Annotated in this window: 20 protein-coding genes and 1 riboswitch; of the genes, 13 read left to right on the top strand and 7 right to left on the bottom strand. The window is 55.9% G+C overall.

All coding sequences use genetic code 11. The annotated features are described in order from the left end of the window. Window positions 1–28 precede the first annotated feature (28 nt). Window positions 29–1,078: a C40 family peptidase gene (locus tag WG938_RS09980; RefSeq protein WP_339980088.1), complete on the bottom strand. Its 1,050-nt coding sequence runs from the start codon at window positions 1,076–1,078 to the stop codon at window positions 29–31. A gap of 226 nt (window positions 1,079–1,304) precedes the next feature. Continuing rightward, window positions 1,305–1,943, bottom strand: coding sequence for a C40 family peptidase (locus WG938_RS09975; protein WP_339980085.1), 639 nt, complete (start codon window positions 1,941–1,943; stop codon window positions 1,305–1,307). 13 nt (window positions 1,944–1,956) lie between these two features. Further along, a riboswitch (cyclic di-AMP (ydaO/yuaA leader) is annotated at window positions 1,957–2,114 on the bottom strand. Between the two features lie 441 nt (window positions 2,115–2,555). Here WG938_RS09975 and WG938_RS09970 point away from each other — a divergent pair. After that, window positions 2,556–4,151 (top strand): DEDD exonuclease domain-containing protein, encoded by a 1,596-nt coding sequence (locus WG938_RS09970; protein WP_339980084.1) that lies wholly within the window; start codon window positions 2,556–2,558, stop codon window positions 4,149–4,151. Window positions 4,152–4,157: 6 nt separating this feature from the next. Here the strand turns inward: WG938_RS09970 and trpD are convergent, their stop codons facing one another. Beyond that, window positions 4,158–5,228, bottom strand: coding sequence for an anthranilate phosphoribosyltransferase (trpD, locus tag WG938_RS09965; protein WP_339980082.1), 1,071 nt, complete (start codon window positions 5,226–5,228; stop codon window positions 4,158–4,160). A gap of 519 nt (window positions 5,229–5,747) precedes the next feature. On the opposite strand from trpD, the gene ctaE reads away from it, so the two are divergent. The 5 genes from ctaE (at window position 5,748) to WG938_RS09940 (ending at window position 12,264) form a co-directional block, all read left to right on the top strand. Next, window positions 5,748–6,362, top strand: coding sequence for an aa3-type cytochrome oxidase subunit III (gene ctaE / locus WG938_RS09960; RefSeq protein ID WP_339980081.1), 615 nt, complete (start codon window positions 5,748–5,750; stop codon window positions 6,360–6,362). 68 nt (window positions 6,363–6,430) lie between these two features. Further along, on the top strand, window positions 6,431–7,321 hold the full coding sequence (qcrC, locus tag WG938_RS09955) for a cytochrome bc1 complex diheme cytochrome c subunit (protein WP_339980080.1): 891 nt from the start codon (window positions 6,431–6,433) through the stop codon (window positions 7,319–7,321). After that, window positions 7,318–8,529 (top strand): cytochrome bc1 complex Rieske iron-sulfur subunit, encoded by a 1,212-nt coding sequence (gene qcrA, locus WG938_RS09950; RefSeq protein WP_339980079.1) that lies wholly within the window; start codon window positions 7,318–7,320, stop codon window positions 8,527–8,529. The genes qcrC and qcrA overlap by 4 nt, the downstream gene beginning before the upstream one ends. Further along, entirely contained in the window at window positions 8,526–10,154 is a 1,629-nt protein-coding gene (gene qcrB, locus WG938_RS09945; RefSeq protein WP_339980077.1) for a cytochrome bc1 complex cytochrome b subunit, read from the top strand. The genes qcrA and qcrB overlap by 4 nt, the downstream gene beginning before the upstream one ends. Before the next feature lie 391 nt (window positions 10,155–10,545). Continuing rightward, on the top strand, window positions 10,546–12,264 hold the full coding sequence (locus tag WG938_RS09940) for an ABC-F family ATP-binding cassette domain-containing protein (protein WP_339980076.1): 1,719 nt from the start codon (window positions 10,546–10,548) through the stop codon (window positions 12,262–12,264). Between the two features lie 197 nt (window positions 12,265–12,461). On the opposite strand, the gene ctaF is transcribed toward WG938_RS09940, so the two are convergent. Together ctaF and ctaC are read right to left on the bottom strand one after the other, a co-directional pair. Continuing rightward, entirely contained in the window at window positions 12,462–12,908 is a 447-nt protein-coding gene (gene ctaF, locus WG938_RS09935; RefSeq protein ID WP_339980075.1) for an aa3-type cytochrome oxidase subunit IV, read from the bottom strand. A gap of 33 nt (window positions 12,909–12,941) precedes the next feature. Continuing rightward, window positions 12,942–14,105: an aa3-type cytochrome oxidase subunit II gene (ctaC, locus tag WG938_RS09930; protein ID WP_339980073.1), complete on the bottom strand. Its 1,164-nt coding sequence runs from the start codon at window positions 14,103–14,105 to the stop codon at window positions 12,942–12,944. Between the two features lie 580 nt (window positions 14,106–14,685). Here ctaC and asnB point away from each other — a divergent pair. Then, window positions 14,686–16,611, top strand: coding sequence for an asparagine synthase (glutamine-hydrolyzing) (asnB, locus tag WG938_RS09925; protein WP_339980071.1), 1,926 nt, complete (start codon window positions 14,686–14,688; stop codon window positions 16,609–16,611). Window positions 16,612–16,901: 290 nt separating this feature from the next. Here the strand turns inward: asnB and WG938_RS09920 are convergent, their stop codons facing one another. Then, window positions 16,902–17,243, bottom strand: a complete 342-nt coding sequence (locus WG938_RS09920; protein ID WP_339980069.1) for a HesB/IscA family protein — start codon at window positions 17,241–17,243, stop codon at window positions 16,902–16,904. A gap of 240 nt (window positions 17,244–17,483) precedes the next feature. Here WG938_RS09920 and WG938_RS09915 point away from each other — a divergent pair, with 240 nt between their 5' ends. Genes WG938_RS09915 through WG938_RS09900 form a run of 4 tightly spaced genes read left to right on the top strand, consistent with a single transcriptional unit; the run spans window position 17,484 to window position 20,781 of the window. Next, window positions 17,484–18,203: a DUF3043 domain-containing protein gene (locus WG938_RS09915; RefSeq protein ID WP_339980068.1), complete on the top strand. Its 720-nt coding sequence runs from the start codon at window positions 17,484–17,486 to the stop codon at window positions 18,201–18,203. Between the two features lie 40 nt (window positions 18,204–18,243). Next, on the top strand, window positions 18,244–18,825 hold the full coding sequence (locus WG938_RS09910; RefSeq protein WP_339980066.1) for a bifunctional adenosylcobinamide kinase/adenosylcobinamide-phosphate guanylyltransferase: 582 nt from the start codon (window positions 18,244–18,246) through the stop codon (window positions 18,823–18,825). A 25-nt stretch (window positions 18,826–18,850) separates the two neighbouring features. Next, window positions 18,851–19,888 (top strand): nicotinate-nucleotide--dimethylbenzimidazole phosphoribosyltransferase, encoded by a 1,038-nt coding sequence (cobT, locus tag WG938_RS09905; protein WP_339980064.1) that lies wholly within the window; start codon window positions 18,851–18,853, stop codon window positions 19,886–19,888. 14 nt (window positions 19,889–19,902) lie between these two features. Continuing rightward, a complete protein-coding gene (locus tag WG938_RS09900) occupies window positions 19,903–20,781 on the top strand; it encodes an adenosylcobinamide-GDP ribazoletransferase (RefSeq protein WP_339980063.1) in 879 nt (292 codons plus the stop codon). Window positions 20,782–21,118: 337 nt separating this feature from the next. Here the strand turns inward: WG938_RS09900 and WG938_RS09895 are convergent, their stop codons facing one another. After that, window positions 21,119–22,237, bottom strand: a complete 1,119-nt coding sequence (locus WG938_RS09895; RefSeq protein ID WP_339980061.1) for a branched-chain amino acid aminotransferase — start codon at window positions 22,235–22,237, stop codon at window positions 21,119–21,121. Window positions 22,238–22,593: 356 nt separating this feature from the next. Here WG938_RS09895 and WG938_RS09890 point away from each other — a divergent pair, with 356 nt between their 5' ends. Beyond that, entirely contained in the window at window positions 22,594–24,135 is a 1,542-nt protein-coding gene (locus tag WG938_RS09890) for a leucyl aminopeptidase (RefSeq protein WP_339980059.1), read from the top strand. Window positions 24,136–24,347: 212 nt separating this feature from the next. Next, window positions 24,348–25,345, top strand: a 998-nt coding sequence (locus WG938_RS09885) for a biotin/lipoyl-containing protein (RefSeq protein ID WP_339980058.1), incomplete at its 3' end; no start/stop codon positions are given.

Here is a 25,345-nt window from a genome sequence, read left to right as displayed (position 1 = left end):
CGAATGTGCCCGGAGAAGCGTGCAATGCCTAGAAGCGAACAGCCCCCTGGTATGGACCCCCCTGAGACATCGGCACTACCTGAACAGGAATGCCGTAGTCCGCTGCATGGATAATCTTGCCATCGCCAACATACATACCGACGTGCGTAATACCTGGGTAGAAGCCGATCAGGTCACCTGGCTGCAGATCTTCGAACGCGACTGGGGTGCCACCAGCGAGCTGCTGCTGGGAAGTGCGTGGGATGGACTTGCCGATCTGCGCATATGCCCACTGCATCAAACCTGAGCAATCGAAGGAATCCGGACCGGTTGCGCCCCACACATAGGGTGCACCAATCCTGGTCATCGCGGCATCAACCGCTGCAGAAGATCCAGTGAACGTCTCCAACCCAACCGTGACCGGGTTGTTCTTGTTTTCCCAAACAATTCTCTCTTCTGGAGTAAGCGCATTGACCAGCACGGTAACTTCATCGATGGAGGCTTCGAGCTCGTCAGCGCGCTTGTCGAGCTCGCCACGCTTTACTTCCAGACCCTTCAGCTCCGACTGCGCAATAGTGCGGGCAGAGGAAGCCGCCGCGTACTCATCAGCAGCAGCGCGTTGCGCCTGAGAAATTGCAGCGAGCTTGTTTTCTTTGTCGCGAGCGAGCTGATTGACATACGCCGAACGGTCAATCGCTGACTGCGCGTCATCTGAGCCAAGAACCGCAGTCATCGGATCCAGAGTCTGGCCACGCATACGCTGCAAGGCATACGTACCGACATCACCCTTCAACTCATCTGCAGAGCTCCGCAGGCTCTCTGCCCTCTCCGTCGCTTGGGTGACGCGAGTTTCCAAACCCGCAAGCTCAGCTTCCTTCGCCTTCACATCTTCGTCGATGCGGATGTACTCCTCAGAAACAGCTGACGCTTCGCGCGACAGTGACTCGATCTGAGCGAACACATTATTTGACTCGACGGGTTGCGCCGACACGGAAGGCGCTACGGCTACAGGAACCAACATCGCCGAAATTACGACACTTGCAAGAAGCGCTCCGCGGGTGGTGGAGCAAGAAGCACCACGACGTCCTCGTTTAGACAACTGGTACGCCTTTCAAGAACAGAATTAAAGAAACTACTGCCATCGATACTAGCAGTATCTACCAGGCATATTGAACTGAAGTTCGACCGAGAAAACGCCGAAAGGCGAGGTTTCCATCACAGTGGAACCTCGCCCTTGAAACAGGATGATAAGAATCTATTCAATTACGGCGTATTAACCAACTAGGTGCCGACTACTGACACCTAATGGAAACAAGAAACGCTTATTAGAAGCGAACCACGTTGTTAACTGGCATGTAGGAAATTGGGGATTCCTGCACAACGTCACCCTCGGTTGGAGCGTGGATAACGTTTTCGCCACCGGAGTAGATACCAACGTGGCTAGCGCCGGAGTAGAAGGAGATGATGTCACCTGGCTGCTTTGCACCGAAAGCAACTGGAGCACCAGAAGATGCCTGCTGCTGGGAGGTGCGTGGGATGGACTTGCCAACCTGGGAGTAAGACCACTGGGTCAGACCGGAGCAGTCGAAGCCGCCTGGCTGGGTGCCACCCCAAACGTATGGGGTACCGATCTGGGAGCGAGCTGCTGCAACAACGCCGGACTGTCCACCTACGGAAGGTACGTCCGCCTGATTACCTACGAAGTTGTTGACCTGCTCGAATCCCTGCTGAGCACCTGGAAGCTGTGCCGAAGCCGGGATCTGCGAAGCGATGTCACCCTGTGGGATGTACTGACCGAACTGGTCAACAACCTGCTGAGCACCTGGGATCATGTCCAGGCCTGGAACCTGAGCAAGTGGATTTGCGGATGCAGCTGGAGCAACAAGTGCGGTAACACCAGCGATGGTTGCAGAGAAAACTGCTGCGTTGCGTGCAATCTTGGAACGGCGGGAATGCATACCCATGATAAAGACTCCGAATCTTCCTGTTTAGTGCCGACCGGGTTAGCTGACGGGTTCGGAAGCGTATGGAAGAACTTCCTACCCACCGGCAAATACCGGTGAGATTCACCCCATGGTTTGAGGTGGTTCCCCGGTTCAATTCCTTGTAGGGAATTGATTTGGCCTGGTTTCTTGTCCATGAGCGGCCACCACACTTTGTGGCCCCGCTGCAATGTCTCAGCAAGATTACGAAATGGAATCGACTTATGTCCAGTCGACGCGCGAATACCAACCTGAAACCAAGTCGTTACCAAGGCGACCATCAAGCCGTTACCTTGCCGTTATCAAAATTGCTACCCTACCAACCCTGCCGACAGGAGATTTCAAAAACAGTGTTCCACCTGGAGCTATGAGCGGGTGAATTACAACAGCGTACTTCCATAGGTTTGGCACCATTTCATCCATGAAAATTCTATATGTGAGTTATGTCACTATACACTTTCCCGGTTTATTTTCTGCCCCAACTTTCACTTGTCCCCCGCTATTCACATTACGATTACGGCTTCATAACGCTGCCCGCGAGTACTCATAGCGGTCGAACATCATCCAATCCAAGCGAGAAACTACAGTGGAGCCGTGATCGAACATCAGCCTTCTCTCCCCTTGTCCTCCGGTTCGGGAGAATCCGTATCAGAGGCTGACACCCTGTTGTTCAATACGACCTTTGTCGTTTTCGACTTGGAAACAACAGGGATGCGCCCAGACGGTGATCACATTCTGGAAATCGGTGCTGTGAAAACTCGGGGAGGCGTCGAGCTGGCACGCTTTAACACTTTGATTGATCCTGGAGTCGACATTTCAGGCTTCATCACCAATTTGACGGGTATTACAAATCACGACGTCGTCGGCAAGCCCCAAATAGGAACTGTCCTGCCCCAGTTTTTGAAGTTTGCCGAAGGTTCAGTGTGGGTCGCTCACAACGCTCGCTTCGACATCGGTTTTATTCAGGCAAATTGCAAAGCACTCGGACTCCCTTGGCCAGCTCCGACGGTCGTCGACACGCTAGGGCTCGCTCGAAAAGTCCTGGACCGACAGACGGTCGGATCGTTCAAACTCGGCACGCTGGCACGATATGCGAAAGCACGTACGACACCTACGCACCGAGCGCTTGACGACGCCGCCGCGACCGTCGATGTCCTCTATTTCCTTATTGAACGGTTGGGCGGACATAATGTCGAAACACTTGACGAATTAACTGCATACTCCCCTGCAGTCGATCCTCGCGTCCGCGCGAAACGCTCCCTCATTGACAATGTTTCTCACAGCCCGGGTGTGTACGTTTTCAAATCTGCCAACGGCGACCCCTTATATATAGGTACTGCTGTCGACCTTCGCAGACGGCTGAACCAGTACTTCAATGGTTCAGACCCGCGGAAACGAATGTCAGAAATGGTCATGCTCACCGAAAGCATTGACACCATCGAGTGCGTCCATGGCTTCGCAGCTGAAGTCCGGGAGGCCAGGCTTCTGTCCAGCACGCGCCCACCCTATAACCGCCAGCGGAAGGAACCCGGTCGAGGCTGGTACCTCATTAGCAATGGCAAGGCTGACTCCGCCAAAGCCAGTCGGCTTCCGCAAGGCGAACTCAGCATCGGCCCATTCAAGACTCGAAATGCCGCGCTCGAAGCACGCGACACCCTAGGAATCGGCGACGGCAGTTTCACCCGCATCGCCACCGAACTTCGCCATGGGGGCGCGGACCGCATTGCCGCGCTCATCCGCGCCGTGTCAGATGCAGCAGACCAAAGCCGATACCGTCGTGCTGCCCACTTGCGTGATGTGACATCGGAATTAATCTTGCTTCTGGACCGTCAACAACGCCTCGCAAGTTTGGCAGCAATCGAAGAAGTTCATGCTGCCTTCCCAGACGGCTGCGGAGGCTGGAATCTCGCAATTGTTCGTCACGGGAAACTCGCTGCGTCCGGACACTGCCCACGAGGCGCCCGCGTCGCCCATGTCATCGAACTACTCGCTGCATCCGCAGAAACGGTCACGCCAACTGCCGCCCCCTTCCGTGGCACGACACCGGATGAGCTCTCCATTACCTGGAAATGGCTCACACGTGACGACGTCTATATTGGACCAACCTCGTCTCCGTGGGCATCCCATATAGAAGGTGTCGGCAAATATCGAGAATGGGCGCTAAGAGCACGTGAGGCTAAAGGGGCCTGACGCACATCAGGAGTTCGCGATGACCGACTCGATAATTTCCTTACAACGCCCCGACGACAACGCATGATCGGCAATTGCCACTTCCTCCGTCAGCGCCTGCTGAAGCGTGCGCCCCTGCAATCCCTTGGATGCAACCAAAGATGCAGCGGAGTTGAGAACTACTGCATCTCGAATGGGACCATGAAGCTCACTAGCCCAGACTTGGCGAGCAATCTCTGCGTTGTACTCCGGCGTACCACCACGCAAGGAATCCGCTGGTGCATACGAGAATCCGAAATCCTCCGGATCGATCACATCCTCGTGGACCTCGCCGTGCTCGACAAAAAACAGCCGAGTAGGTCCAGTCACCGTTACTTCATCCAGGCCATCACTACCTCGGACAAGGAGTACACGTTGACCGCGGCGTGCATATGCACCCGCCATGGCCTCCATTTGCTCTTCAAAAGCACAGCCAATCAGACTGCACGAGGGCTGAGCCGGATTGGTCAGTGGACCAAGCAAATTGAAGATCGTCGGCACCGCAAGTTCTCTACGCACCGGCCCTGCATAGCGCATCGCCGGATGATACGACGCTGCAAAGATAAATCGCAGAACGAAGTCAGGGTGCGACGGCGAGAAGACTCGACCATCGGCAATATCAATACCCAACGCTTCCAACATGTCCGCGCCACCCGACTTTGACGACGCTGCACGATTGCCGTGCTTCAAAACCGGAACACCCGATGCCGCGACGACAACCGACGACATAGTCGAAATATTTACGGTATGCGCACCATCGCCGCCAGTTCCGACGATATCGACCGCACCATCGGCAACAGCCTGCAGGACTTCTTCGTCGTCAAGCTCAGTAGCAAAGGACAACATTCCATTGGCAGCAAAATCCAACTCGGCAGGAGTAATGCCCTTGACGAAGAGGCCGAATGAGAAACCAGCGACCTGCCCGTCCGTTGCTTGACCAGACATGATCTGATCCATTGCGAACGCGATCTCTGGCTCCGTCAGCTCGCGTCGCGCACCGATAGCCCCAAGGACTTCACGCCACGACGTATCGGCGACTAACTCGGTCAACTCTGTCATGGCTGATATTCCTCCTTATATATGGGCTACAAATCTCTGAGATACAACGACGTGGAAACGCACGCAGTTGGGACATCCACGATCACAATACGTTCAGTCTCGGTTAACAAGATTCTCGGGGTCGATCAGCTCATCGACGTTGCGTGCATCCGGACCCCGAGCACGGAGACAATAGTACTTGTCAACATCACAATCCGTGGGCGGACGGCAAAGCTCCCCCGTTCGCCCATGGAGCTGTCGTTCATATACACTTGTGGAACATTAATCAGGCATGAGAGTTCCATAAGCTACTGGAGCTCACAGGTGCAGTGCTCGACGCTTTGCGGTCATGGATGCCTGGCTCATCAAAACCCCCACTCAGGTGCGCGTCGGAAAGCGACCCCAAAGAGTTCCCGGTAATCCGAAAATCTTTGTGAATTCTCAGGAACCTTTTGCAACGACCTGGGCTTTTGCGAAATTTCTGGCCAAAATGGGGGTTGCAACGTGACTACACCTAAGAAACAGGCCATACTGTTAAGCGTGACGAGCGCAGTTGAAAATCAAGGTATGACAGCACCACGTCGTGCCGCGACACTGAATCGGCCAAATATGGTCAGTGTCGGCACGATCGTGTTCCTGTCTCAGGAATTAATGTTCTTCGCCGGTCTTTTCGCGATGTACTTCGTATCTCGCGCAAATGGCCAAGGTGAATCGTGGGATTGGGGTACCGGCCACCTCAACGTCCCGTACGCACTTTTGATCACCGTGATCTTGGTGTCGTCTTCGTTCACTGCCCAGTGGGGCGTGTTCGCGGCCGAACGTGGCGACGTTTTCGCCCTCCGCAGGTGGTACGCATTGTCGACCCTGCTGGGAACGATCTTCCTTCTTGGTCAGGCATATGAGTATGTAACTCTTGTCGGCCACGGTTTGACCATCCAGAACTCCGTCTACGGTTCGGTATTCTTCATCACCACCGGTTTCCACGCAGCACACGTTCTTGCAGGTGTTGTGGCTTTCGTGATTGTGATGATCCGTATCTCCAAGGCGAAGTTCACCCCAGCCCAGGCAACGGCAGCCATCGTGGTTTCGTACTACTGGCACTTCGTTGACGTCGTGTGGATTGGTCTGTTCGCAACCATCTACTTCATCCAGTAGGCCGCCTGTCGCGGTCTAACTGCGACTACGAGGCCATCCACTTTCCACGAACTCTTAAAGGGAACAAGATGGAAATCAAAAACCCCGCTACTGAGGAGAATGTCTCCTCGACGGCGGCCCCTAAGACTAAGGGTCGCCGTAAGATGCGTCGCGCCGCTTCCGGCGTAATGGCGCTTGCTCTCGCCCTCACCGGCGCGGGCTTCCTTGCTAACGCACTTACCCCAGATGCCCAGACTGCTACAGCGGAGCAGGACAAGGCAGCTCAGATTCAGCAGGGTAAGGAACTTTACGACGTCGCCTGCATCACGTGCCACGGCGCTAACCTGCAGGGCGTCAAGGACCGCGGTAAGTCTCTCATCGGTGTCGGTGAAGGCGCTGTGTACTTCCAGGTTCACTCCGGTCGTATGCCTATGCTCCGCAACGAGGCACAGGCTTCGCGTAAGACCCCTCGCTACTCCGAAGAGCAGACGCTGGCAATTGCTGCCTACGTTCAGTCTCATGGTGGTGGCGCAGGCATCGTCCGCGACGAAGACGGCTCCATCGCAATGGAATCCCTGCGCGGTAAGAACGCCGGCCCGAACGGTGAAATCGATCCAGCCGACGTTGCACGTGGCTCGGAGCTCTTCCGTTTGAACTGTGCATCCTGCCACAACTTCACCGGTCGTGGTGGCGCACTGTCTGGCGGTAAGTATGCACCAGTTCTGGATCCTGCAAACGAGCAGGAGCTGTACCAGGCAATGCTTACCGGCCCTCAGAACATGCCGAAGTTCTCTGACCGTCAGCTTTCTGCCGACGAGAAGAAGGACCTCATCGCTTACATCAAGAATGCTTCCGAAACCCCTACCCCAGGTGGTTGGGGCCTCGGTGGCATCGGCCCAGTGACTGAGGGCATGTTCATGTGGATTGTTGGCATCGTGGCTCTCTGCGCCGCAGCCCTGTGGATTGGATCACGCCAATGAGTGACAACACTAAGAAGACCTACAGCTCCGAAGAGCTGTCGAAGATGAATAACGCAGAGCTCGCTCGCCTCGGCGCAGAGCTCGACGACGTTACCATTGCGTTCCGCAAGGAGCGCTTCCCAATCGAGAACGACCCAGCTGAAAAGCGCGCCGCAACTGGCGTCATCATCTGGCTGTCGCTGGCAGTAGTTCTCGCACTGGCATTCATCGCCATCTACTTGTTCTACCCATGGAACTACGAGGGCCACGGCTCCGAGAACCTGTGGCGTTACACTCTGTACACCCCACTGCTCGGTTTCACCCTCGGTGGCTCCATCATCTCCCTAGGCGTTGGTGCTGTTAAGTACACCAAGCGTTTCGTTCCAGAAGAGATCTCGGTGCAGCGCCGCCACGATGGTCCTTCAGAAGAAGTTGACCGTAAGACCATCGTCGCCCTGCTGAACGATTCTTGGCAGACCTCGACTCTTGGTCGTCGTTCCGCTATCAAGGGCCTGCTCGGTACCGGTGCAGTTCTCGCCGGCCTCGGCATGGTTCTGCCAATCGGTGGCATGATCAAGAATCCTTGGAAGCCACGCCACGAAATGGACGTCACTGGTGATGGCACTCTGTGGACCACCGGCTGGACCCTCGTCGAAAAGGGCGAGAAGGTTTACCTCGGTCGCGACACCGGCGCAATTGCGGAAGAAGACTCCCACGGTTACCACACCCGCGGCGTTTCCCGCCTGGTTCGTGTTCGCCCAGAAGATCTCTCCGCTGGCGCAATGGAAACGGTCTTCCCGCTTCCAGAGGCTGATGTCAACGACGGCGATAAGTACGATGCAAATCGCGATGCTTACGAAGCTCACATGCACTCGATTCACGGTTCCCGTAACTCGGTCATGTTGATTCGCCTGCGTTCTTCCGATGCTGCTCGCGCTACCCTGCGCAAAGGCCAGGAAGAGTTCCACTACGGCGACTACTTCGCATACTCGAAGATTTGTACGCACATTGGTTGCCCAACTTCGCTGTATGAGGCTCAGACCAACCGCATTCTGTGCCCATGCCACCAGTCCCAGTTCGACGCCCTGCAGTTTGGTAAGCCAGTCTTCGGTCCGGCTGCCCGCGCACTGCCAGAGCTCGATATCGATGTGGACGAAGAGGGCTACTTCTACGCCAAGTCCAACTTCATTGAGCCTGTAGGCCCTGCATTCTGGGAGCGTCAGTCATGAGTAATTCCGTAAAGGCAGCACGCGCTGCAAGTAACATGGACGACCGCTACACCATGTCTGCTGGCCTGCGTCAGCAGCTGAACAAGGTCTTCCCTACCCACTGGTCATTCATGCTGGGTGAAATCGCGCTGTACTCGTTTATCGTACTGCTCGTTTCCGGTGTCTACCTGACCTTGTTCTTCGACCCATCGATGTCGAAGGTCATTTACGACGGTGCATATGCGCCACTCAATGGTGTGGAAATGTCCCGCGCCTACGAGACCGCCCTGCAGATTTCGTTTGAGGTTCGTGGTGGCCTGTTCATTCGTCAGGTCCACCACTGGGGTGCTCTGCTGTTCGCCATCTCGATCATGGCGCACATGTTCCGCATCTTCTTCACCGGTGCTTTCCGTAAGCCACGTGAAGCTAACTGGGTTATCGGCTCGATCCTCCTGCTCCTCTCGGTTGCAGAAGGCTTCATGGGCTACTCCCTGCCAGACGACCTGCTCTCCGGTGTTGGTCTCCGAATCATGTCGGCAATCATCATTGGTTTGCCAATCATCGGTACCTGGATGCACTGGATGATGTTCAACGGCGACTTCCCAGGCGACATCATTATTCCTCGTCTGTACATCGCTCACGTTCTGATCATCCCTGCCCTGCTGCTCGGTCTCATCGCCGCTCACTTGGCCTTGGTCTGGTACCAGAAGCACACCCAGTTCCCAGGCGCTGGTCGCACTGAGAACAACGTTGTCGGTGTTCGAATCCTGCCGATCTTCGCAGTCAAGGCTGCATCGTTCGGTCTGATCACCTTCGGCTTCCTGTTCTTCATCGCTGGTCTGTTCCAGATCAACGCGATTTGGAACCTGGGTCCATACAACCCATCGCAGGTGTCCGCTGGTTCCCAGCCAGATATTTACATGCTCTGGACTGACGGTGCTGCTCGTGTCATGCCTGCATGGGAGCTGTACCTCGGCAACTACACCATTCCTGCAGTCTTCTGGGTAGCTTTGCTGCTCGGACTGCTGGTGGTCCTGCTCTTCACCTACCCATTCATCGAAGCCAAGATCACTGGCGACGAAGGCCACCACAACCTGTTGCAGCGTCCACGCGACGTTCCAGTCCGCTCCGGTCTGGGTGCAATGGCTCTGGTCTTCTACGGTCTGCTCACGATCTCCGGTGGTAACGACCTCGTTGCTTACCACTTCGACATCTCGCTGAATGCGATGACTTGGGTCGGTCGTATCGGTCTGATTCTGCTGCCTCCAATTGCGTACTTCGTCACGTACCGCATTTGCATTGGCCTGCAGCGTCGTGACCGTGCGATCCTCGAGCACGGTATTGAGACTGGCATCATCAACCAGCTCCCATCTGGTTCCTTCATTGAGGTTCACCAGCCACTGGGTCCTGTTGACGAGCACGGTCATCCAATTCCACTCGAGTACCAGGGTGCATACGTTCCTACCCAGATGAACGAGCTCGGCGCATCCGGCGCTCCAGGTCGAGGCAGCTACTTCAAGCCTGACTCTCCTGAGATCGCAGCTGAAGCCGCTCGCATCGAGGAAGAGAACGACAAGCAGCGTACTCAGATGTTCCGCGAGCTGGAGGCAAAGAACGCCGCAGATCGCGCAGAGCTGGAGAAGTAAGGTTTAAGCGCCTACTTTCACTGCGTTCCAAAACCGCCCGCTAGGATCACAATTCCTAGTAGGGCGGTTTTCGCATTTCTGCGCTCTTTCTCGACGGCGCGCATTAGTCGGTCAGGCCCCGTTAGTTGCCCACTTTCCATCAGCGCAGGCAAAACTCAGTGGACGTGAAAGCCAGCGGACACAGGTCTCAGTCCAACGAGACATCATCAGGGCGCGTGAGCAATCGCTACTTAACACGGACTTAACAGCGTATAATCTTCAGCTATGAACTGATTACGCCAGTTGCGAACCGGGCTAGCATTTACGATCCCCTACCCCATCAATTCGCAGCGCCTTCACAATTTTCGGGATTGCATTAGTTAGGTATCTCTAGAAGGAGGCGAATCGGCTTATGGCTGAATCAACATTGAGTTTTGTCGACGCAACCAACACTCAACTTGTCGCGAATGGTGTCAGTTTTGATTACGAGGGGACGCCGGTTCTCCAAGACATCAATCTGACTGTATCGGCCGGCGACGTACTCGGACTCGTCGGCGACAACGGCGCAGGCAAATCAACGCTGCTATGGGTGTTGTCAGGACGCCGAAAGCCAACCCGCGGCAAGGTTTCTCATATCGGTGTTCGTGTGCTGGGCTCTCAAGAGCTAGAGGATCCTTTTGACTCCACAGTGCAAATGCTTGTCGACGAAGCCCTCGGGCCATCAAAGCGCCGTCTAGCGGCTTTAGAAGAAGCTGCCGAACTCATGGCCACAGCTGACGGTGATGAAGCTGCAGCGGCCGCCGAGAAGGCGTATTCAGACATCTTCAGCGATGTCATGGCCCACGATGACTGGAATGCCGAGCATCACGCTGCCGTTGTCCTCGATCACCTCGGCCTCTCTGGTGATGGCCCCGACGGTCCGGTACTCGAGCAGAGGACCGTAGACATGTCAGGTGGTCAACGTGCCCGTTTGGGTCTTGCTTTGACCCTAATTCGTAAGCCCGAGATCTTGCTTCTCGACGAGCCGACTAACCACCTCGACGACCGTGGCCGCGCACTTGTGATTGACACGATTCGAAAGCACCCTGGCGTCGTAGTCGTCGCAACGCATGATCGTGACTTCCTGGATGCGGTTTGTACAATCATTGGAGACCTAGTACCGAACCGTCCGGGTATCGGCTTGTTCCGTGGCAACTACACCGATTACGACAAGCACAGGCGCCACGAACGCCAACTCTGGGAGCATCAGTGGCGTACCGAGCAGCATGAACGTGCAAAGCTGGAACAGACCATTGACAATGTCAATGAAGATGCCGGTCCCGTCAAGCCGAAGCGCGACAACGAGAAGATGGGCTACGGGCATGCTGGGGGTCGTGCTGATCGACAAGTTGCTCGTCGAATCCGGGCTGCCCGACAGCGTCTTGAAGAGTTGATCGAAGACGGTGTACCGAAGCCCCCTGCCCTGCTCGGTTTCGATGCGCCACTGACAGCTCCGTTGCCGTCGAAGCGCGCAGCTGCAGGCAGCGAAGAGGACTTCCACATCAAGTTGCGTGGCGTTGTTGTCCCTGATCGAATTCATGTAGGTTCTTTGACCATTCGCCCGGGCGACACCGTCGTGGTCACTGGACCGAACGGAGCGGGCAAGTCGACGCTACTAAAGGTCATGATGGGCGAAGTAGCTCCACAGGCCGGTGAGGCGCGTATCGGCCAAGAGGCGCGTATCGCAATGCTCGCGCAGGAACAGCATTGGGACAACCCAAATCTGACGCCTCAGGAGCTCTATGACCGTGCTCCCAACCCAAAGGTCACGTTGGAAGACCTTGGGTTGCTAACAAAGCGCGACCGTAACCGTCCTGTTTCGGATCTTTCTGTTGGTCAGCAACGTCGTGTTGCCTTGGCCCTCGTAGTAGCTGATCCCCCGGAGATTCTGCTTCTCGACGAGCCGACAAATCACCTTTCGGTTGACCTGATTGAGGAAGTCCAGGACGCAATCGTGGCGACAGAAGGAACTGTCATCGTGATTACCCACGACCGCCGCATGGTTGATCGATTAGAGGCGCGTCACTTGGTCGTAGAAGAAGGCCAAGTAGCCGAGCTGCCTAAGGGACAAAAGCCTGTCGAGTTTGCGTAGGCCTTGATTAGTTCTACACGGTGCTAGCAGCCCGGAAGTCACATGCCAGTGTTGGGTCCTGGGAGGTGACTTCCGGGCTTTTCTATGCACGCTGTGGTTGCGCTGGATGCCTACGTAGATTGGTTGTCTGCACACAAAACCGCCCTGTAGAACCGGAAGGCCGGGTTCTACAGGGCGTTTTTACAGTGTATTCCAGACTAGTGCTTTTCGACTGGCTGGATGTACTGGGTGTTCAGCTTGGTACCGGAAACGATGAGAATAACCGCACCGAGAACGATGAGCCAGTATGCCATGAAAGCGATGCCGTAGCCCATGAGCAGGATTGCCATGGTCATTACGAATGGCCAGATGGAGCTTGCGGAGAAGAAGCCCAGGGTTCCTGCGCCGTCCGCGATCTCGGCTTCTTCCCAGTCGGAAGGGGTGATGTCAGAGCGGGTCTCCGTGAAGTGGAGGTAAACGCCGAGCATCAGGGTGAGCAGGGTACCGAGGAACAGACCAGTTGCACCGACCCACTCGAGGCGGCCCTGGTTTTCGTTGATGACGTTACCGGTGTCCTGCAAGTACATGGTGCCGAAGATGTACACCACGGTCATGGTGCCCAAGAACACGGTAAGTCCGTAGAAGAGCTTTGCTGCAGACTTCATATCTGTTGACTTCCTAATCCAAAAAGTGGGCGGTTAGTTCTGGTTCAGGTCGACGGTGTTGGACTCTTCACGGTTGCCCATGTCACGAGTCTCGGTACGACCAGCGTTGAACGGAGAGGTGGAAACTGCGAATGCTGGCTCGCCGATTTCCTTGAGAGCCTCAGCGTTCGTAGCGGCTGGGTTCTCCTGGCGGAACTTGATGTACTTAGCGAAGTCCTCGCGAGGAACAACGCGGATCTCGAAGTTCATCATTGCGTGGTAGGTACCACACATTTCAGCACAACGACCAACGAATGCATTGTGAACCTCGGAGGATGGGTTGTCCTCTGGACGGTTCTGAATCTTGTCAGACTCGATTGCCTCGATCTGGAAGAGACGGTTTACCTTGTTCGCATCTGGGTGAGGGAATGCATCTCGCTTGAAGAGGAACTCTGGAACCCAGAAGGAGTGAACGACGTCAGCGGAAGCCAGGTCGAACTCAACTGCAGTGTCTTCTGGGAGAACCAGAACTGGAACCTCTTCGGTGGTACCCAGGGTCTCGATCTCGTTGAAGTGCAAGAAGGAGAGGTCAGACTTGGACAGACCGTGAACTGGGAACTGCTTCTGCTCTGCCTTCTCAGCGTCGTCAGCGTGCTCGTCCGTGAAGAAGATTTCTGGGCTCTGGTTTTCCTTGCGCCCGGTGTACTCTTCGCCACCCATCAGGTCGGAAGAAACGTTTGCGTAACCGAACTTCCAGTTCCACTGGAACGCGGTGACGTCAACGGTGACCTCTGGCTCCTTGTCCAGCGCGGTGACCTTGTCCTGCGTCTGAACAGTGAAGAAGAACAGAGACATGACGATCAGAATTGGCAAGATCGTCAAAATCAGCTCAAGTGGAACGTTGTAAGCAGTCTGACGTGGGAATTCACCCTCGCCAGTCTTCTTTGCCTTCTTAGCAGTAAATGCGGCCATCGAGTACAGGGTGATACCCCAAACGATGATGCCGATGATCCACGCGGCAACCCAGACCCACACCCAGAAGTTACCCATTGCTTCTGCCTCAGGCGTAACGCCCATTGGCCAACCGAAGCGGAGTAGCTTGAAGAAGCCGTTTTCCGGCGGATTGACGTCGCAACCTGCGAGCAGGGTGGCGCTTCCGGCGAGGACGCCGAGGATGCCGAGCTTACGAACGGCTCCATGCTCTCTACGCTGATTCACGTGTGTCTGCCTTCCTGATCCACACAATTTGTTAAAGAACCTTAAATATCGGTTCAGTCTTACCAATGCAGGTTAGTCCATTCCTGTGAATTCTCCACAATGGACAGACCTTTAGGGGTGTCACCGAGTATAACGTGCCTAATAAAACTCTGAGAGTGCCCCACCCTACGGGGGTAGATCTCTTAGATTAGGTACCGATTCCCACAGATTGCACGCAATTTTACCCACTTGAAACGCTCACAACTAGGACAACGGCAGGAATAGAGGTTTCCTTTTCATCAGGAACCTCTGCGCCAGTCCCCTGTCCTCCGCGCCCTACTCCCTGAGAGAAATCTCCGTCCGCCAGCCCGGTGACTAACACCACCAACACGAATGTTCACGACATTGTTGGTTACCGTACTAATGTGGTCGAAGTAATTGCTTGCACCTTTGCTTTCGCGACTTCACTGTCACGTCTCGCACAGTTAACTATCCAGTGCGGACGCGGTGATACGCATCGATTACATCTCGAAAGTCTTCGACCGATTTGTACGGTCGAGGTGCTCGCCGTATCCATTAGGAAAGGTACTCACTAAAAGGCATGTGTGGTCTTCTCGGAATTCTGTCCGCAAACGCTGATGCCGCGCAGCTGGTTCCAGCTGTCGAGCGCGCTCTGCCATGTATGCGCCACCGTGGCCCAGACGAGGCCGGAACGTGGCACGACGAGGACGCCGTATTTGGCTTCAATCGCCTCTCCATTATCGACTTGGAGCACAGCCACCAGCCTCTGCAGTGGGGTCCGGAGGATCAGCCGAATCGTTATTCCATGACGTTTAACGGCGAGATCTACAACTATCTGGAGCTCCGCAAGGAACTGACCGATGCTGGTTATACCTTCAATACCTCCGGTGACGGTGAACCAATCCTGGTTGGCTTCCACCATTGGGGCGCAGATGTCGTCACGCATTTGCGTGGCATGTTTGGCATTGCCATTTGGGACACGGTCGAGCGTCGCCTGTTCCTAGCCCGCGATCCTTTCGGCATTAAGCCACTCTACTTTGCGACGACTGAGCGTGGCACAGCTTTCGCGTCTGAGAAGAAGTCCATCCTGGAGATGGCTCCGGAGTTGGGCGTGGATACGAAGGATCTGGACCGTCGCGCACTGGTTCACTACATGGATTTGCAGTACGTGCCGGAACCGGAGTCTCTTCACACCGGCATCCGTCGCCTCGAGTCGGGCTGCAGCGCTTTCGTGAAGCCAGGTGGCATCGTCGAGCAGACGCGCTATTTCAAGCCTTCCTTCCCTATTAAGCCAGTGGCGAAGGGCAAGGAGCAGGATGTCTTTGATTCGATCGCTCATGCTTTGGAGGACTCCGTCGAGAAGCACATGCGTGCAGATGTGACGGTTGGTTCATTCCTGTCCGGTGGAATCGATTCGACGGCGATTGCGACGTTAGCGAAGCGCCACAACCCTAATCTGTTGACGTTCACGACTGGTTTTGAACGCAAGGGCTTCTCGGAGGTCGATGTCGCGGCGGAGTCTGCAGCTGCGATTGGTGTGGAGCACATCGTGAAGGTGGTGTCTCCGGAGGAGTTCGCGGCGGCGATTCCGAAGATCATCTGGTATTTGGATGATCCGGTGGCAGACCCTGCGCTTGTCCCGCTGTACTTCGTTGCAGCTGAGGCACGTAAGCACGTGAAGGTCGTACTTTCTGGCGAGGGTGCTGACGAGCTCTTTGGTGGCTACACCATCTATAAGGAGCCATTGTCGCTGAAGCCTTTCGAGAAGGTTCCTTCTCCATTGTTGCGTGGCCTAGCGAAGGTCGGCGACGCACTGCCTAACGGTGTCCGCGGCAAGTCGCTGCTCCAGCGTGGCACTACCCCACTGGAAGATCGCTACTACGGCAACGCTCGCTCCTTTAATTACGAACAGTTGAAGTCGGTTCTGCCATGGGCTCCACGTGAGTGGGATCACCGCGAGGTTACTGCTCCGATTTACGCTCAGTCACAGGGCTGGGATCCAGTAACTCGTATGCAGCACCTCGACCTGTTCACGTGGCTGCGCGGCGACATTCTGGTCAAGGCAGACAAGATCACCATGGCTAACTCACTGGAGCTTCGTGTTCCATTCCTGGACCGCGAGGTACTGAAGGTCGCAGAGACCCTTCCTGTGGACATGCGCATTTCTAACGGCACCACTAAGTACGCTTTGCGACGTGCCATGGAGCAGATTGTTCCTGAACACGTTTTGAACCGTCGTAAGTTGGGCTTCCCAGTGCCAATTCGTCACTGGCTGGCTGGAGACGAGCTTCGTGGCTGGGCCGAGGATGTCATTCGTGAGTCGCAGACGGAAGAGTTGATTGACAAGGCTGCAGTCTTGAAGATGCTCGAAGAACACCACCCAACCGAGAATGACAACTCTCGTCGTCTCTGGACGGTGCTTGCGTTCATGATTTGGCATGGCATCTTCATCGAGGGTCGTATCAAGCCTGAGATTGAAGAGCGCGATTACCCAGTGAACCTCTAGCCTTCATTGCACGGCCGCTTCTTCCGACCTATGACCGAGTTAGCAACAATTTCACGCAATTTTCGGCCTCAAATGTTGCCAGCGCGGTCATACGTCAGAGAGTCGATCAGAGAGACGAAACGGCGGGGAGGCCGAAGGACGGAAGGGGCCTCATTTCGCATTCGGCCGAAGATAAAAGGGAGCCTTACCCACACAATTCATGTGGGCAAGGCTCCCCTTTTTATTGAGGCTTCCTCGCTATATCACTACGTCCTGCTTGCGCAGGCAACAAGCCAACGAGGTACAGTGACTTAGTTGAACGAGTCGCCACAAGCGCACGAACCAGTTGCATTCGGGTTATCGATGGTGAAACCCTGCTGCTCAATGGTGTCTGCGAAGTCAATGGTTGCGCCCATGAGGTAAGGAACCGACTGACGGTCTACAACGAGGCGAACGCCGTTGAACTCTTCTGCAACGTCGCCGTCGAGGTTACGGTCGTCGAAGTACAGCTGGTAGCGGAGGCCAGCGCAGCCACCTGGTGCGACAGAAATGCGCAGCGAAAGATCGGTTGCGCCTTCCTGATCAAGCAGAGCCTTTGCCTTAGCTGCTGCAGTCTCGGTCAGGGTGACGCCAGTGCTCTGTGCAGTGGTCATTCCTTGGTGCTCCTTCACTTATGTAGAAGAAAATTCTGAGTCCGGAACATTTTCCTGCCCGGTACTGCCCTTGGGGCAACGTAATAGGTCTGAAGTCTATTCCATCGACTCTGTTCTTTGAAAGGGTAGTCCCGATCTTCGTTTACTTCACGACGGTTCGCCCGCAATTCCATTAAGCCCTGAGCGAACGCGATACACCCCACTTTTGCAGTTCAGTCCCTACGCCCTAATCTTGAGGCTGTGAAGAAGCCGTGGAATAAGAACGAGAATGCTGACCGATCAAGCAGCTCTGATGCTGCTGCTCAAGCAAAGCCTGCAGCGGAAGCTACTCCTGCTGCTGACGCACGCCCGGTCAGCAGCGCATATACGCCAAAGAAGGGGCGCCCAACGCCGAAGCGTAACGAGGTCGAGCGTGCGCAAGGTGTACGTCGTGGACCAGTCGACGCACCTTTGACATCGAAGGAAGCTCGCGCGCGTAAGCGTGAACTGAAGCAGTCGATGTCCAAGGACGAACTGAAGGCCATGAAGGCCAAGGAACGAGCAGAGCGACGAGAGCAGCGTCGTATTGCTGATGAGCGCATGGCCTCTGGGGACCCGCAGTATCTCCTGGACCGTGACAAGGGCAAGGAGCGCAAGCTTGTCCGCGACTGGGTCGATTCTCGTCGTTTCTTCGCCAACATCTTCATGCCATTTGCATTCTTGTTGCTGCTCATCATGTTGATTGGCAATTCGATGCCTCAGGTAGCCAACATTGCCACGTTGGTTGCGATGGTCATGATTTTGGCGCTCTTTGCCGAGGGCATCTGGATCGGCCGCAAGGCAATGGCCGTCGTTCGTGAGCGCTACCCAAATACAGATGAGAAGCCAATGAGCCTCGGCTTTTATGCGTACTCACGCGCGTCACAGCCACGTCGTCTGCGCACGCCTCGTCCACAAGTCGAAATCGGTGGCACTTACTAGGTTTCTTGCTTCCAGTTTCTTTGTAGAAAGGCATCAGCCCATGCGGATTCTCGTTCTTGGTGGCGCGCGCTCCGGAAAATCTGCGTGGGCTGAGTCTTTTTTTGCCCACGATTCCTCACGCGCCGAGGGCCTCACGGACAGCCCGGTTGTCAACTATGTCGCCACCGCCCGCCCTTGGCCTGGCGACGACGACTTTGGTGCACGCATCGCCGCCCACCAGCTTCGTCGTCCTGCTCACTGGCCCACCATCGACGACACCGATGCCGTGGATGTTCTGCGCACCCCGGAGTCCCTGGCAGCTCCCGGGCACGTTCTTCTCGACGACGTCGGAACCTGGCTTACCCACCTCATTGACCAGCACGACGCGTGGGAAAAACCACGTGGCCACCTGGCGCATTACACCGAGGAATTGGTAAATGCTGTGGCGGGGTGGCCGTCGCAAAGCACAGAGCAACATCTGGTCATTGTGAGCCCGGAAGTGGGCATGAGTGTGATCCCAGAGCACCGTTCGGGCAGGCTTTTTCGCGATGAAATTGGTTCACTGAATTCCCAGTTGGCTGAGGTCTGTGACAAGGTTGTGCTCGTGGTAGCTGGCTGCGAGCTGGTGATGAAGCAGCCTTAACTCTTCATGCACTAATCTTTAATGCATGACTGCGGATTACTTTGGCCCGGTGGCTGCCCCTGATGAACACATCGCGGAATTGGCCCGTGAACGACACTTGCAACTAACGAAACCTGCAGGATCGTTGGGTCGTTTAGAAGAAGTCGGCATCTGGCTGTCCGCGTGCCAGGGCGAGTGCCCACCGCGAGAGCTGAAGGACATCAGAGTTGTCGTGTTCGCAGGTGACCACGGTATTGCTCAGCATGGTGTATCAGCTTTTCCGCCTGCAGTGTCGATCCAGATGCACGAGAATATCCGCCAGAATGGGGCCGCGATTAATGTTCTTGCAGCTAATGGTGACGCGACCGTCGAATCAGTAGATATTTCGTTGGACCACGAAGCCGAGGGGGCGTACCGGGTACGCCGCTCGTGTGGGTCAATTGATCGTGAAGATGCCATGAGCCACGGCGAAGTCGAGAAGGCCATTCACGTGGGTATTGCGCTCGCGAATAAGGCAGTCGACGAAGGCGCGGATCTGCTCATTCCGGGAGACCTTGGCATCGGAAATACCACCCCAGCTGCTGCGATGATTGGTGCTATCACCGGCACCGAACCTGTTGTCGTCGTTGGCCGTGGCACGGGCATTGACGACGAAGGCTGGAAGATCAAGACCGCCGCTATTCGCGACGCGATGTTCCGCGTTCGCCGGCTCCGCAACGAGCCAGTTGAGGTGCTCCGACGCATTAGTTCTCCAGACCTCACTGCGATGGCCGCATTCTTGGCTCAGGCTGCCGTTCGGCGGACGCCATGCATTTTGGACGGAGCCGTCGTCACGTCTGCTGCGCTGTTGGCGGACCAGTTAGCGCCGGGTGCACGCCAGTGGTGGGTTGCAGGGCATCGCTCTGTTGAGCCGGCGCATTCTATTGCGCTGAAGCACCTCGATTTGGAGCCTTTGTTGGAATATGGCATGCGACTTGGTGAGGGTTCGGGCGCTGCAGCTGCGATTCCAGTCGTCAAGGCTGCCGGTGCGATTATGCGCGACATGGCGACGTTCGCTGATGCCGGCGTCGCTGGTAAGGATTAATCGGGTACCGCATTATGTCGGGAAAAGCGGGGCCCTCCGATCACTCTGATTTGAAAGGTGATCCAGCGCAGCACGGTAATCCGGTGTACGAAGGCGTCACGACGGCCATTTCTTGGCTGACTATCGTACCCATGCGTGGTGCTGCGACATTCGACCGCATCACGGGACGCCGTGCGATGGCTGCCGCTCCAGTTGCCGGTGTGATCCCGGGTTTCGTCGTCGGGGTCCTCGCCCTACTCTTCGCAGGTTTGGCCTCGTGGTCTGCTGATCCCATCAATGGCATCAACCCCGCGCTCTACCCCATGTTTGGAGCTCTACTCGTCTGCGCAACCGAGATAGTGACTCGCGCCATGCACATTGATGGGCTGGCAGACGTTGCCGACGCGCTGGGCTCCTACCGGGATCCAGCTGGCGCCCAGGCCATCCTTCGCGATCCCTCGACTGGCCCAATGGGCGCTGCCACAGTGGCGCTTGTTCTTCTTGTACAGGCCATGTCGATGGGTGCGATCATTGCAAAGATTGCTCAATCTGATGGTTCATGGGGTACGCAGGTGGCTCACGCTTCGCTGCTCGTCATCGCCACGATTGCTGGGCGAGCGGCTGCGACAACGGCGTGTTCTTCGTGGTTCCGTCCCATGTCAAGCACTGGATTCGGAGGTTTGACGGTAGGCACTCAAGGCACCAAAACGATCGCCTTGTGGTGGGCGCTCATTGCAATTGGGGCCTGGTTTGCTGCCGGATTCCTCGGGATCTTTGCGACGATCGTATCGCTCTCCAGCACCGTCCTGTTTGTGCGGCATTGTCAGAAGAAGTTGGCGGGTGTCAACGGCGATGTTTTGGGGGCCACAATTCAGATTGCAGTAACAGTTTCATTAACCATCTTCGCGTTCTAGCTGGTCAGAGCACCCTCCCCTGACTCCACCCCCGATTTTCACTATCTTTCGCACAAAACCATTGACCTTGGTTGTGAGCGGGCATACACTAAGGGCACACCGCCGGGAAGGCGGAGTAGGAGGCTCGTTTCGGGGCTCGCCCAAATTATTTAGTGCCGACCGTTTGCCGGGGCACCATCAACGAGCACACCTTCGGCCTCCCGATTTACGAAGTATCCCGAGTGGATTTCCACTCGGGATATTTTTCGTTTCTAACCACTGCAGCCACCGCAGGATGCGGTGGCTGCGTGCTCATCTTCGGCAGCCAAGGAACATTTGGCTACCTTTGGCTACTTGCCTACTTGGCTGGGCTCAGTTCATGGAGCCAGTCGTGGGTGTCCTCGACCGAACCACGCTGAATGCCGGTGAGCTGGTTGCGCAGCTTCATGGTCCACTCGCCGGTTTCACCGTTGTTGATCGTGAACGATCCATCACGAGACTCAACGAAGCCGACCGGCGTGATAACAGCTGCGGTGCCACAGGCGAATGCTTCAAGCATTGCACCGCTATTGGCGTCCTGCTCCCACTCATCCGTCGAAATGCGCTTCTCTTCGACATTCATGCCCAGATCCCGTGCAACAGTTAGCAGCGAGTCACGCGTGATGCCAGCAAGCAGCGAGCCGGACAATGCCGGGGTGACCAGCTTGATTCCAGATGGTGCGGTGTCATCTTCATACAGGAAGGCAAGGTTCATGCCGCCCATCTCTTCGATATAGGTGCGCTCGATGGCGTCGAGCCAGACCACCTGGTCGCAGCCCTTTTCTTCCGCCTGCGCCTGTGCAGCGAGAGAGGCTGCGTAGTTGCCTGCAAACTTGGCAGCACCGGTACCACCTGGGCATGCACGAACATACTCGTGCGACAGCCACACCTTCACTGGGTTGATGCCACCGCTGAAGTAGGCACCAGCTGGTGAAGCCATCAGCAAGAAGGTGTATGACGTCGAAGGATGCACACCGAGTGTTGCTTCGGTTGCGAACAGGAGTGGACGCAAGTACAACGCCTCTTCACCGCCAGCCTTAGGAACCCAGGCCTTATCGATTTCCACGAGCTGACGAAGCGATTCCAAGAACAGGTCAACCGGCAACTCTGGCATTGCCAGACGACGTGCCGACATCTGGAATCGCTCCGCATTCTGCTCTGGACGGAACGTGACGACGGAATCGTCCTCCATGCGATACGCCTTCAGTCCTTCGAAAATCGCCTGTCCATAGTGCAAAACCGACGTAGCAGGATCGAGAGAAACCGGACCATATGGCATGACCTTTGCGTCATGCCAGCCCTTTTCGATATCCCAGTCGATTCGAATCATGTGGTCAGTAAACCGCTTACCGAAACCTGGGTTTGCCAGGATTGAGTCTCGTTCAGAGTCGGAAAGTGGATTCGGGGTGCGCTCGATGGCGAATTCAAGTGACGACATATCCCCATAGTAAACCTCGACTCACCGAGGTGAAACGAGAAGGTGTCCAAGCTTTGGGATTTTAGTCCCACCAACCGGGATACTAGAGCGTGACGCACATCACATTCAAGTTTTATTAGCCAACATAATTACCCCCACGGGTGACCATCCCACTGCCTACAAGCATCACCATCCGACACCGATTCACCAGTCTCAGTTAACGACACAATCCGCAGTGACATATACAGTGGCGACACAGAGGAATGATCACTGTGCAACTCGCAACAACCGCGGGAGGCAGGTGCGTTTGCTCCCGTGTTCGATGTGGAGTCTCCGCACAGTCATTGCCCACAGCCTTTACCAATGAAGGAGAATTCATGAGTTTCCAGACCCCCAATTCCGAGATCTTGTTGCGCCATCTCCCTGCTGTCGGCACTCGAATCGACATCAGGGCAGCTGCAGCTGACGCAGCCACCTTGCCAGATTCTGTGGAGTGCCTCGTTGTCGCGATTATGGATGGCGAAGATGGTCTGGAACTCGTAGTCCCACATGTCGTCGGTGAATACGCAAAGCCCCTCCTCGAAGCTCTCGAGGCAGTAGATGCCAACGCTTCGCTTGAAACAACTACCCGCATTCCGGCACCTTCCGGGCTTGGTGTGCAGTCAGTAATTGCTGTTGGTTTGGGCAATACGGACCCTGACGCAGAAATCATCCGTCGCGCATCTGGTGCCGCTGGTCGCGCAGCTAAGGGAGCCACTTCCATTGCTACCGCACTTGGCGATATCGATGCACAGGCAGCAGCCGAGGGTTTCGCACTGGGTGCATACTCTTACTCCGGCTTGAAGTCCTTGAAGGAAGCGTCGGAAAGCGAGTCGAACGAGACCGATTCCAGCAAGGACTGCACCCTGCATGTTATTGGTGCGACGGATGCGGAGATCCAGCGCTCGACTGCAATTGTCGACGCAGTATGCACTGCGCGTGACCTCGTCAACGCACCGTCTTCCCACCTCTACCCTGAGGTGTTCGCGAATATCGCAACTGACCTGGGTGAAGCTGCAGGACTTACTGTGACCACTCTTGACGACGTCGCGTTGGAGAAACAGGGCTTCGGTGGTCTCACCGCCGTCGGTGGTGGCTCCGCCCGCGGACCTCGCCTAGTGCGGATGGAATGGGCAGGCAAGGGAGAGTCGGACGCGAAGATGGCGCTCGTTGGCAAGGGTGTCACTTTCGATACCGGTGGAATTTCGTTGAAGCCAGGCGCCAGCATGGAGAACATGATCTCCGATATGGGTGGTGCGGCAGCGGTTATCGCGACCGTGGTGCTCGCCGCGAAGTTGGAGACTGCGGTGCCGGTCGTCGCAACGATTCCAATGGCTGAGAATATGCCGGACGGAAAGTCGTACCGTCCGGGCGATGTTGTTACTCAGTACGGTGGCAAAACCATCGAAATTTTGAATACTGACGCTGAGGGGCGTCTCATTCTTGCGGATGCGCTTGTACGTGCATGCGAGGATCAGCCGACTCACCTTATCGACACCGCAACGCTCACCGGCGCACAGCTCGTTGCGCTTGGTGGACGTACGCCTGGCGTGTTGGGCACCGATGAATTCCGAGATCGCGTCGCTGAACTTTCTCGCGAAATTGGAGAGAACGGTTGGGCAATGCCAATGCCTGAGGAGCTCACCGAGGGTCTGAAGTCTCCCGTCGCTGATCTACGAAATGTCACGACCTCACGCGAGGGTGGCATGAGCGTCGCTGCTGCGTACCTTCGCGAGTTCGTCGCAGACGATGTCCAGTGGGCTCACATTGACGTTGCTGGTCCAGCGTTCAACACCAATGGCGCGTGGGGTTACACCCCAAAGCGCGGAACTGGCGTTCCAGTTCGGACAATGCTGGCCGTCATTGAAAACCTGGAGTAACTGAATTCGACCACCATCAAAGGTGAATGCCAGTAATGAGGCCACCCGAAAACACCCGGCGACGGGCGATTTGGGTGGCCTCTCCTGCATTTTTAGGTAGCAATTCGATAAGCAAAACAGTTTTGGCCCAACCTTGTAAGCACGGCTTTCAGACAGGCTGTAGTCTTGGATGTGATCATCGTCTTTAGACCAATTAGTCGAGGAGTGCACACATGGCGACCTCTGTTGAGATGCCCGAGCTGGGCGAATCCGTCACCGAAGGTACGATTACCACCTGGTTGAAGAAGGTCGGCGACACTGTTGAGGTCGACGAACCTTTGCTTGAGGTTTCGACCGACAAGGTAGATACCGAAATTCCTTCTCCAGTTGCTGGCGTCCTGCTGGAAATTCTCGCTGAGGAAGATGACACCGTAGATGTCGGTGCAGTTATCGCTAAGGTCGGCGAAGAAGGCGAAGCAGCTTCGGACGCCCCGGCTGAAGAGGCTAAGGAAGAAGCTCCTGCTGAGGAACCAGCAGAAGAGCCAGCCGAAGAAGAGGAAGCAGCACCAGCAGCTTCCAGCGACGCTACCGACGTCGAAATGCCAGAACTCGGCGAATCCGTTACCGAAGGCACCATTACCACCTGGCTGAAGAAGGTCGGCGACACTGTTGAGGTCGACGAACCACTTCTCGAAGTCTCCACCGACAAGGTCGACACCGAGATTCCTTCCCCAGTTGCAGGCACCCTCGTTGAAATCCTCGCTGACGAAGACGACACCGTCGACGTAGGCGCAGTCATCGCACGAGTCGGCGATGCCAACGCAGCTCCAAAGGCAGAAGCAAAGAAGCCAGAGCCGAAGGAAGAACCACAGGCCGAAGAAGCTCCTGCTGAGGAACCAGCAGAAGAGCCAGCCGAAGAAGAGGAAGCAGCACCAGCAGCTTCCAGCGACGCTACCGACGTCGAAATGCCAGAACTCGGCGAATCCGTTACCGAAGGCACCATTACCACCTGGCTGAAGAAGGTCGGCGACACTGTTGAGGTCGACGAACCACTTCTCGAAGTCTCCACCGACAAGGTCGACACCGAGATTCCTTCCCCAGTTGCAGGCACCCTCGTTGAAATCCTCGCTGACGAAGACGACACCGTCGACGTAGGCGCAGTCATCGCACGAGTCGGCGATGCCAACGCAGCTCCAAAGGCAGAAGCAAAGAAGCCAGAGCCGAAGGAAGA

Origin of the sequence: Corynebacterium sp. H113, assembly GCF_037572315.1 — a bacterium.
Classification (GTDB): Bacteria; Actinomycetota; Actinomycetes; order Mycobacteriales; family Mycobacteriaceae; genus Corynebacterium.
Note: the sequence above shows the minus strand (reverse complement) of the source record. Positions and strands in the feature narration are given on the sequence as shown.

What these genes read in the sequence shown, in the direction of transcription:
- WG938_RS09895 (WP_339980061.1), bottom strand. Translation starts at nt 22,237, where the DNA reads ATGTCGTCACTTGAATTCGCCATCGAGCGCACCCCGAATCCACTTTCC.
- asnB (WP_339980071.1), top strand. Translation starts at nt 14,686, where the DNA reads ATGTGTGGTCTTCTCGGAATTCTGTCCGCAAACGCTGATGCCGCGCAG.
- trpD (WP_339980082.1), bottom strand. Translation starts at nt 5,228, where the DNA reads ATGACAGAGTTGACCGAGTTAGTCGCCGATACGTCGTGGCGTGAAGTC.
- qcrC (WP_339980080.1), top strand. Translation starts at nt 6,431, where the DNA reads ATGGAAATCAAAAACCCCGCTACTGAGGAGAATGTCTCCTCGACGGCG.
- WG938_RS09920 (WP_339980069.1), bottom strand. Translation starts at nt 17,243, where the DNA reads ATGACCACTGCACAGAGCACTGGCGTCACCCTGACCGAGACTGCAGCA.
- WG938_RS09940 (WP_339980076.1), top strand. Translation starts at nt 10,546, where the DNA reads ATGGCTGAATCAACATTGAGTTTTGTCGACGCAACCAACACTCAACTT.
- WG938_RS09890 (WP_339980059.1), top strand. Translation starts at nt 22,594, where the DNA reads ATGAGTTTCCAGACCCCCAATTCCGAGATCTTGTTGCGCCATCTCCCT.
- WG938_RS09910 (WP_339980066.1), top strand. Translation starts at nt 18,244, where the DNA reads ATGCGGATTCTCGTTCTTGGTGGCGCGCGCTCCGGAAAATCTGCGTGG.
- WG938_RS09900 (WP_339980063.1), top strand. Translation starts at nt 19,903, where the DNA reads ATGTCGGGAAAAGCGGGGCCCTCCGATCACTCTGATTTGAAAGGTGAT.
- WG938_RS09975 (WP_339980085.1), bottom strand. Translation starts at nt 1,943, where the DNA reads ATGGGTATGCATTCCCGCCGTTCCAAGATTGCACGCAACGCAGCAGTT.
- qcrB (WP_339980077.1), top strand. Translation starts at nt 8,526, where the DNA reads ATGAGTAATTCCGTAAAGGCAGCACGCGCTGCAAGTAACATGGACGAC.
- ctaF (WP_339980075.1), bottom strand. Translation starts at nt 12,908, where the DNA reads ATGAAGTCTGCAGCAAAGCTCTTCTACGGACTTACCGTGTTCTTGGGC.
- qcrA (WP_339980079.1), top strand. Translation starts at nt 7,318, where the DNA reads ATGAGTGACAACACTAAGAAGACCTACAGCTCCGAAGAGCTGTCGAAG.
- cobT (WP_339980064.1), top strand. Translation starts at nt 18,851, where the DNA reads ATGACTGCGGATTACTTTGGCCCGGTGGCTGCCCCTGATGAACACATC.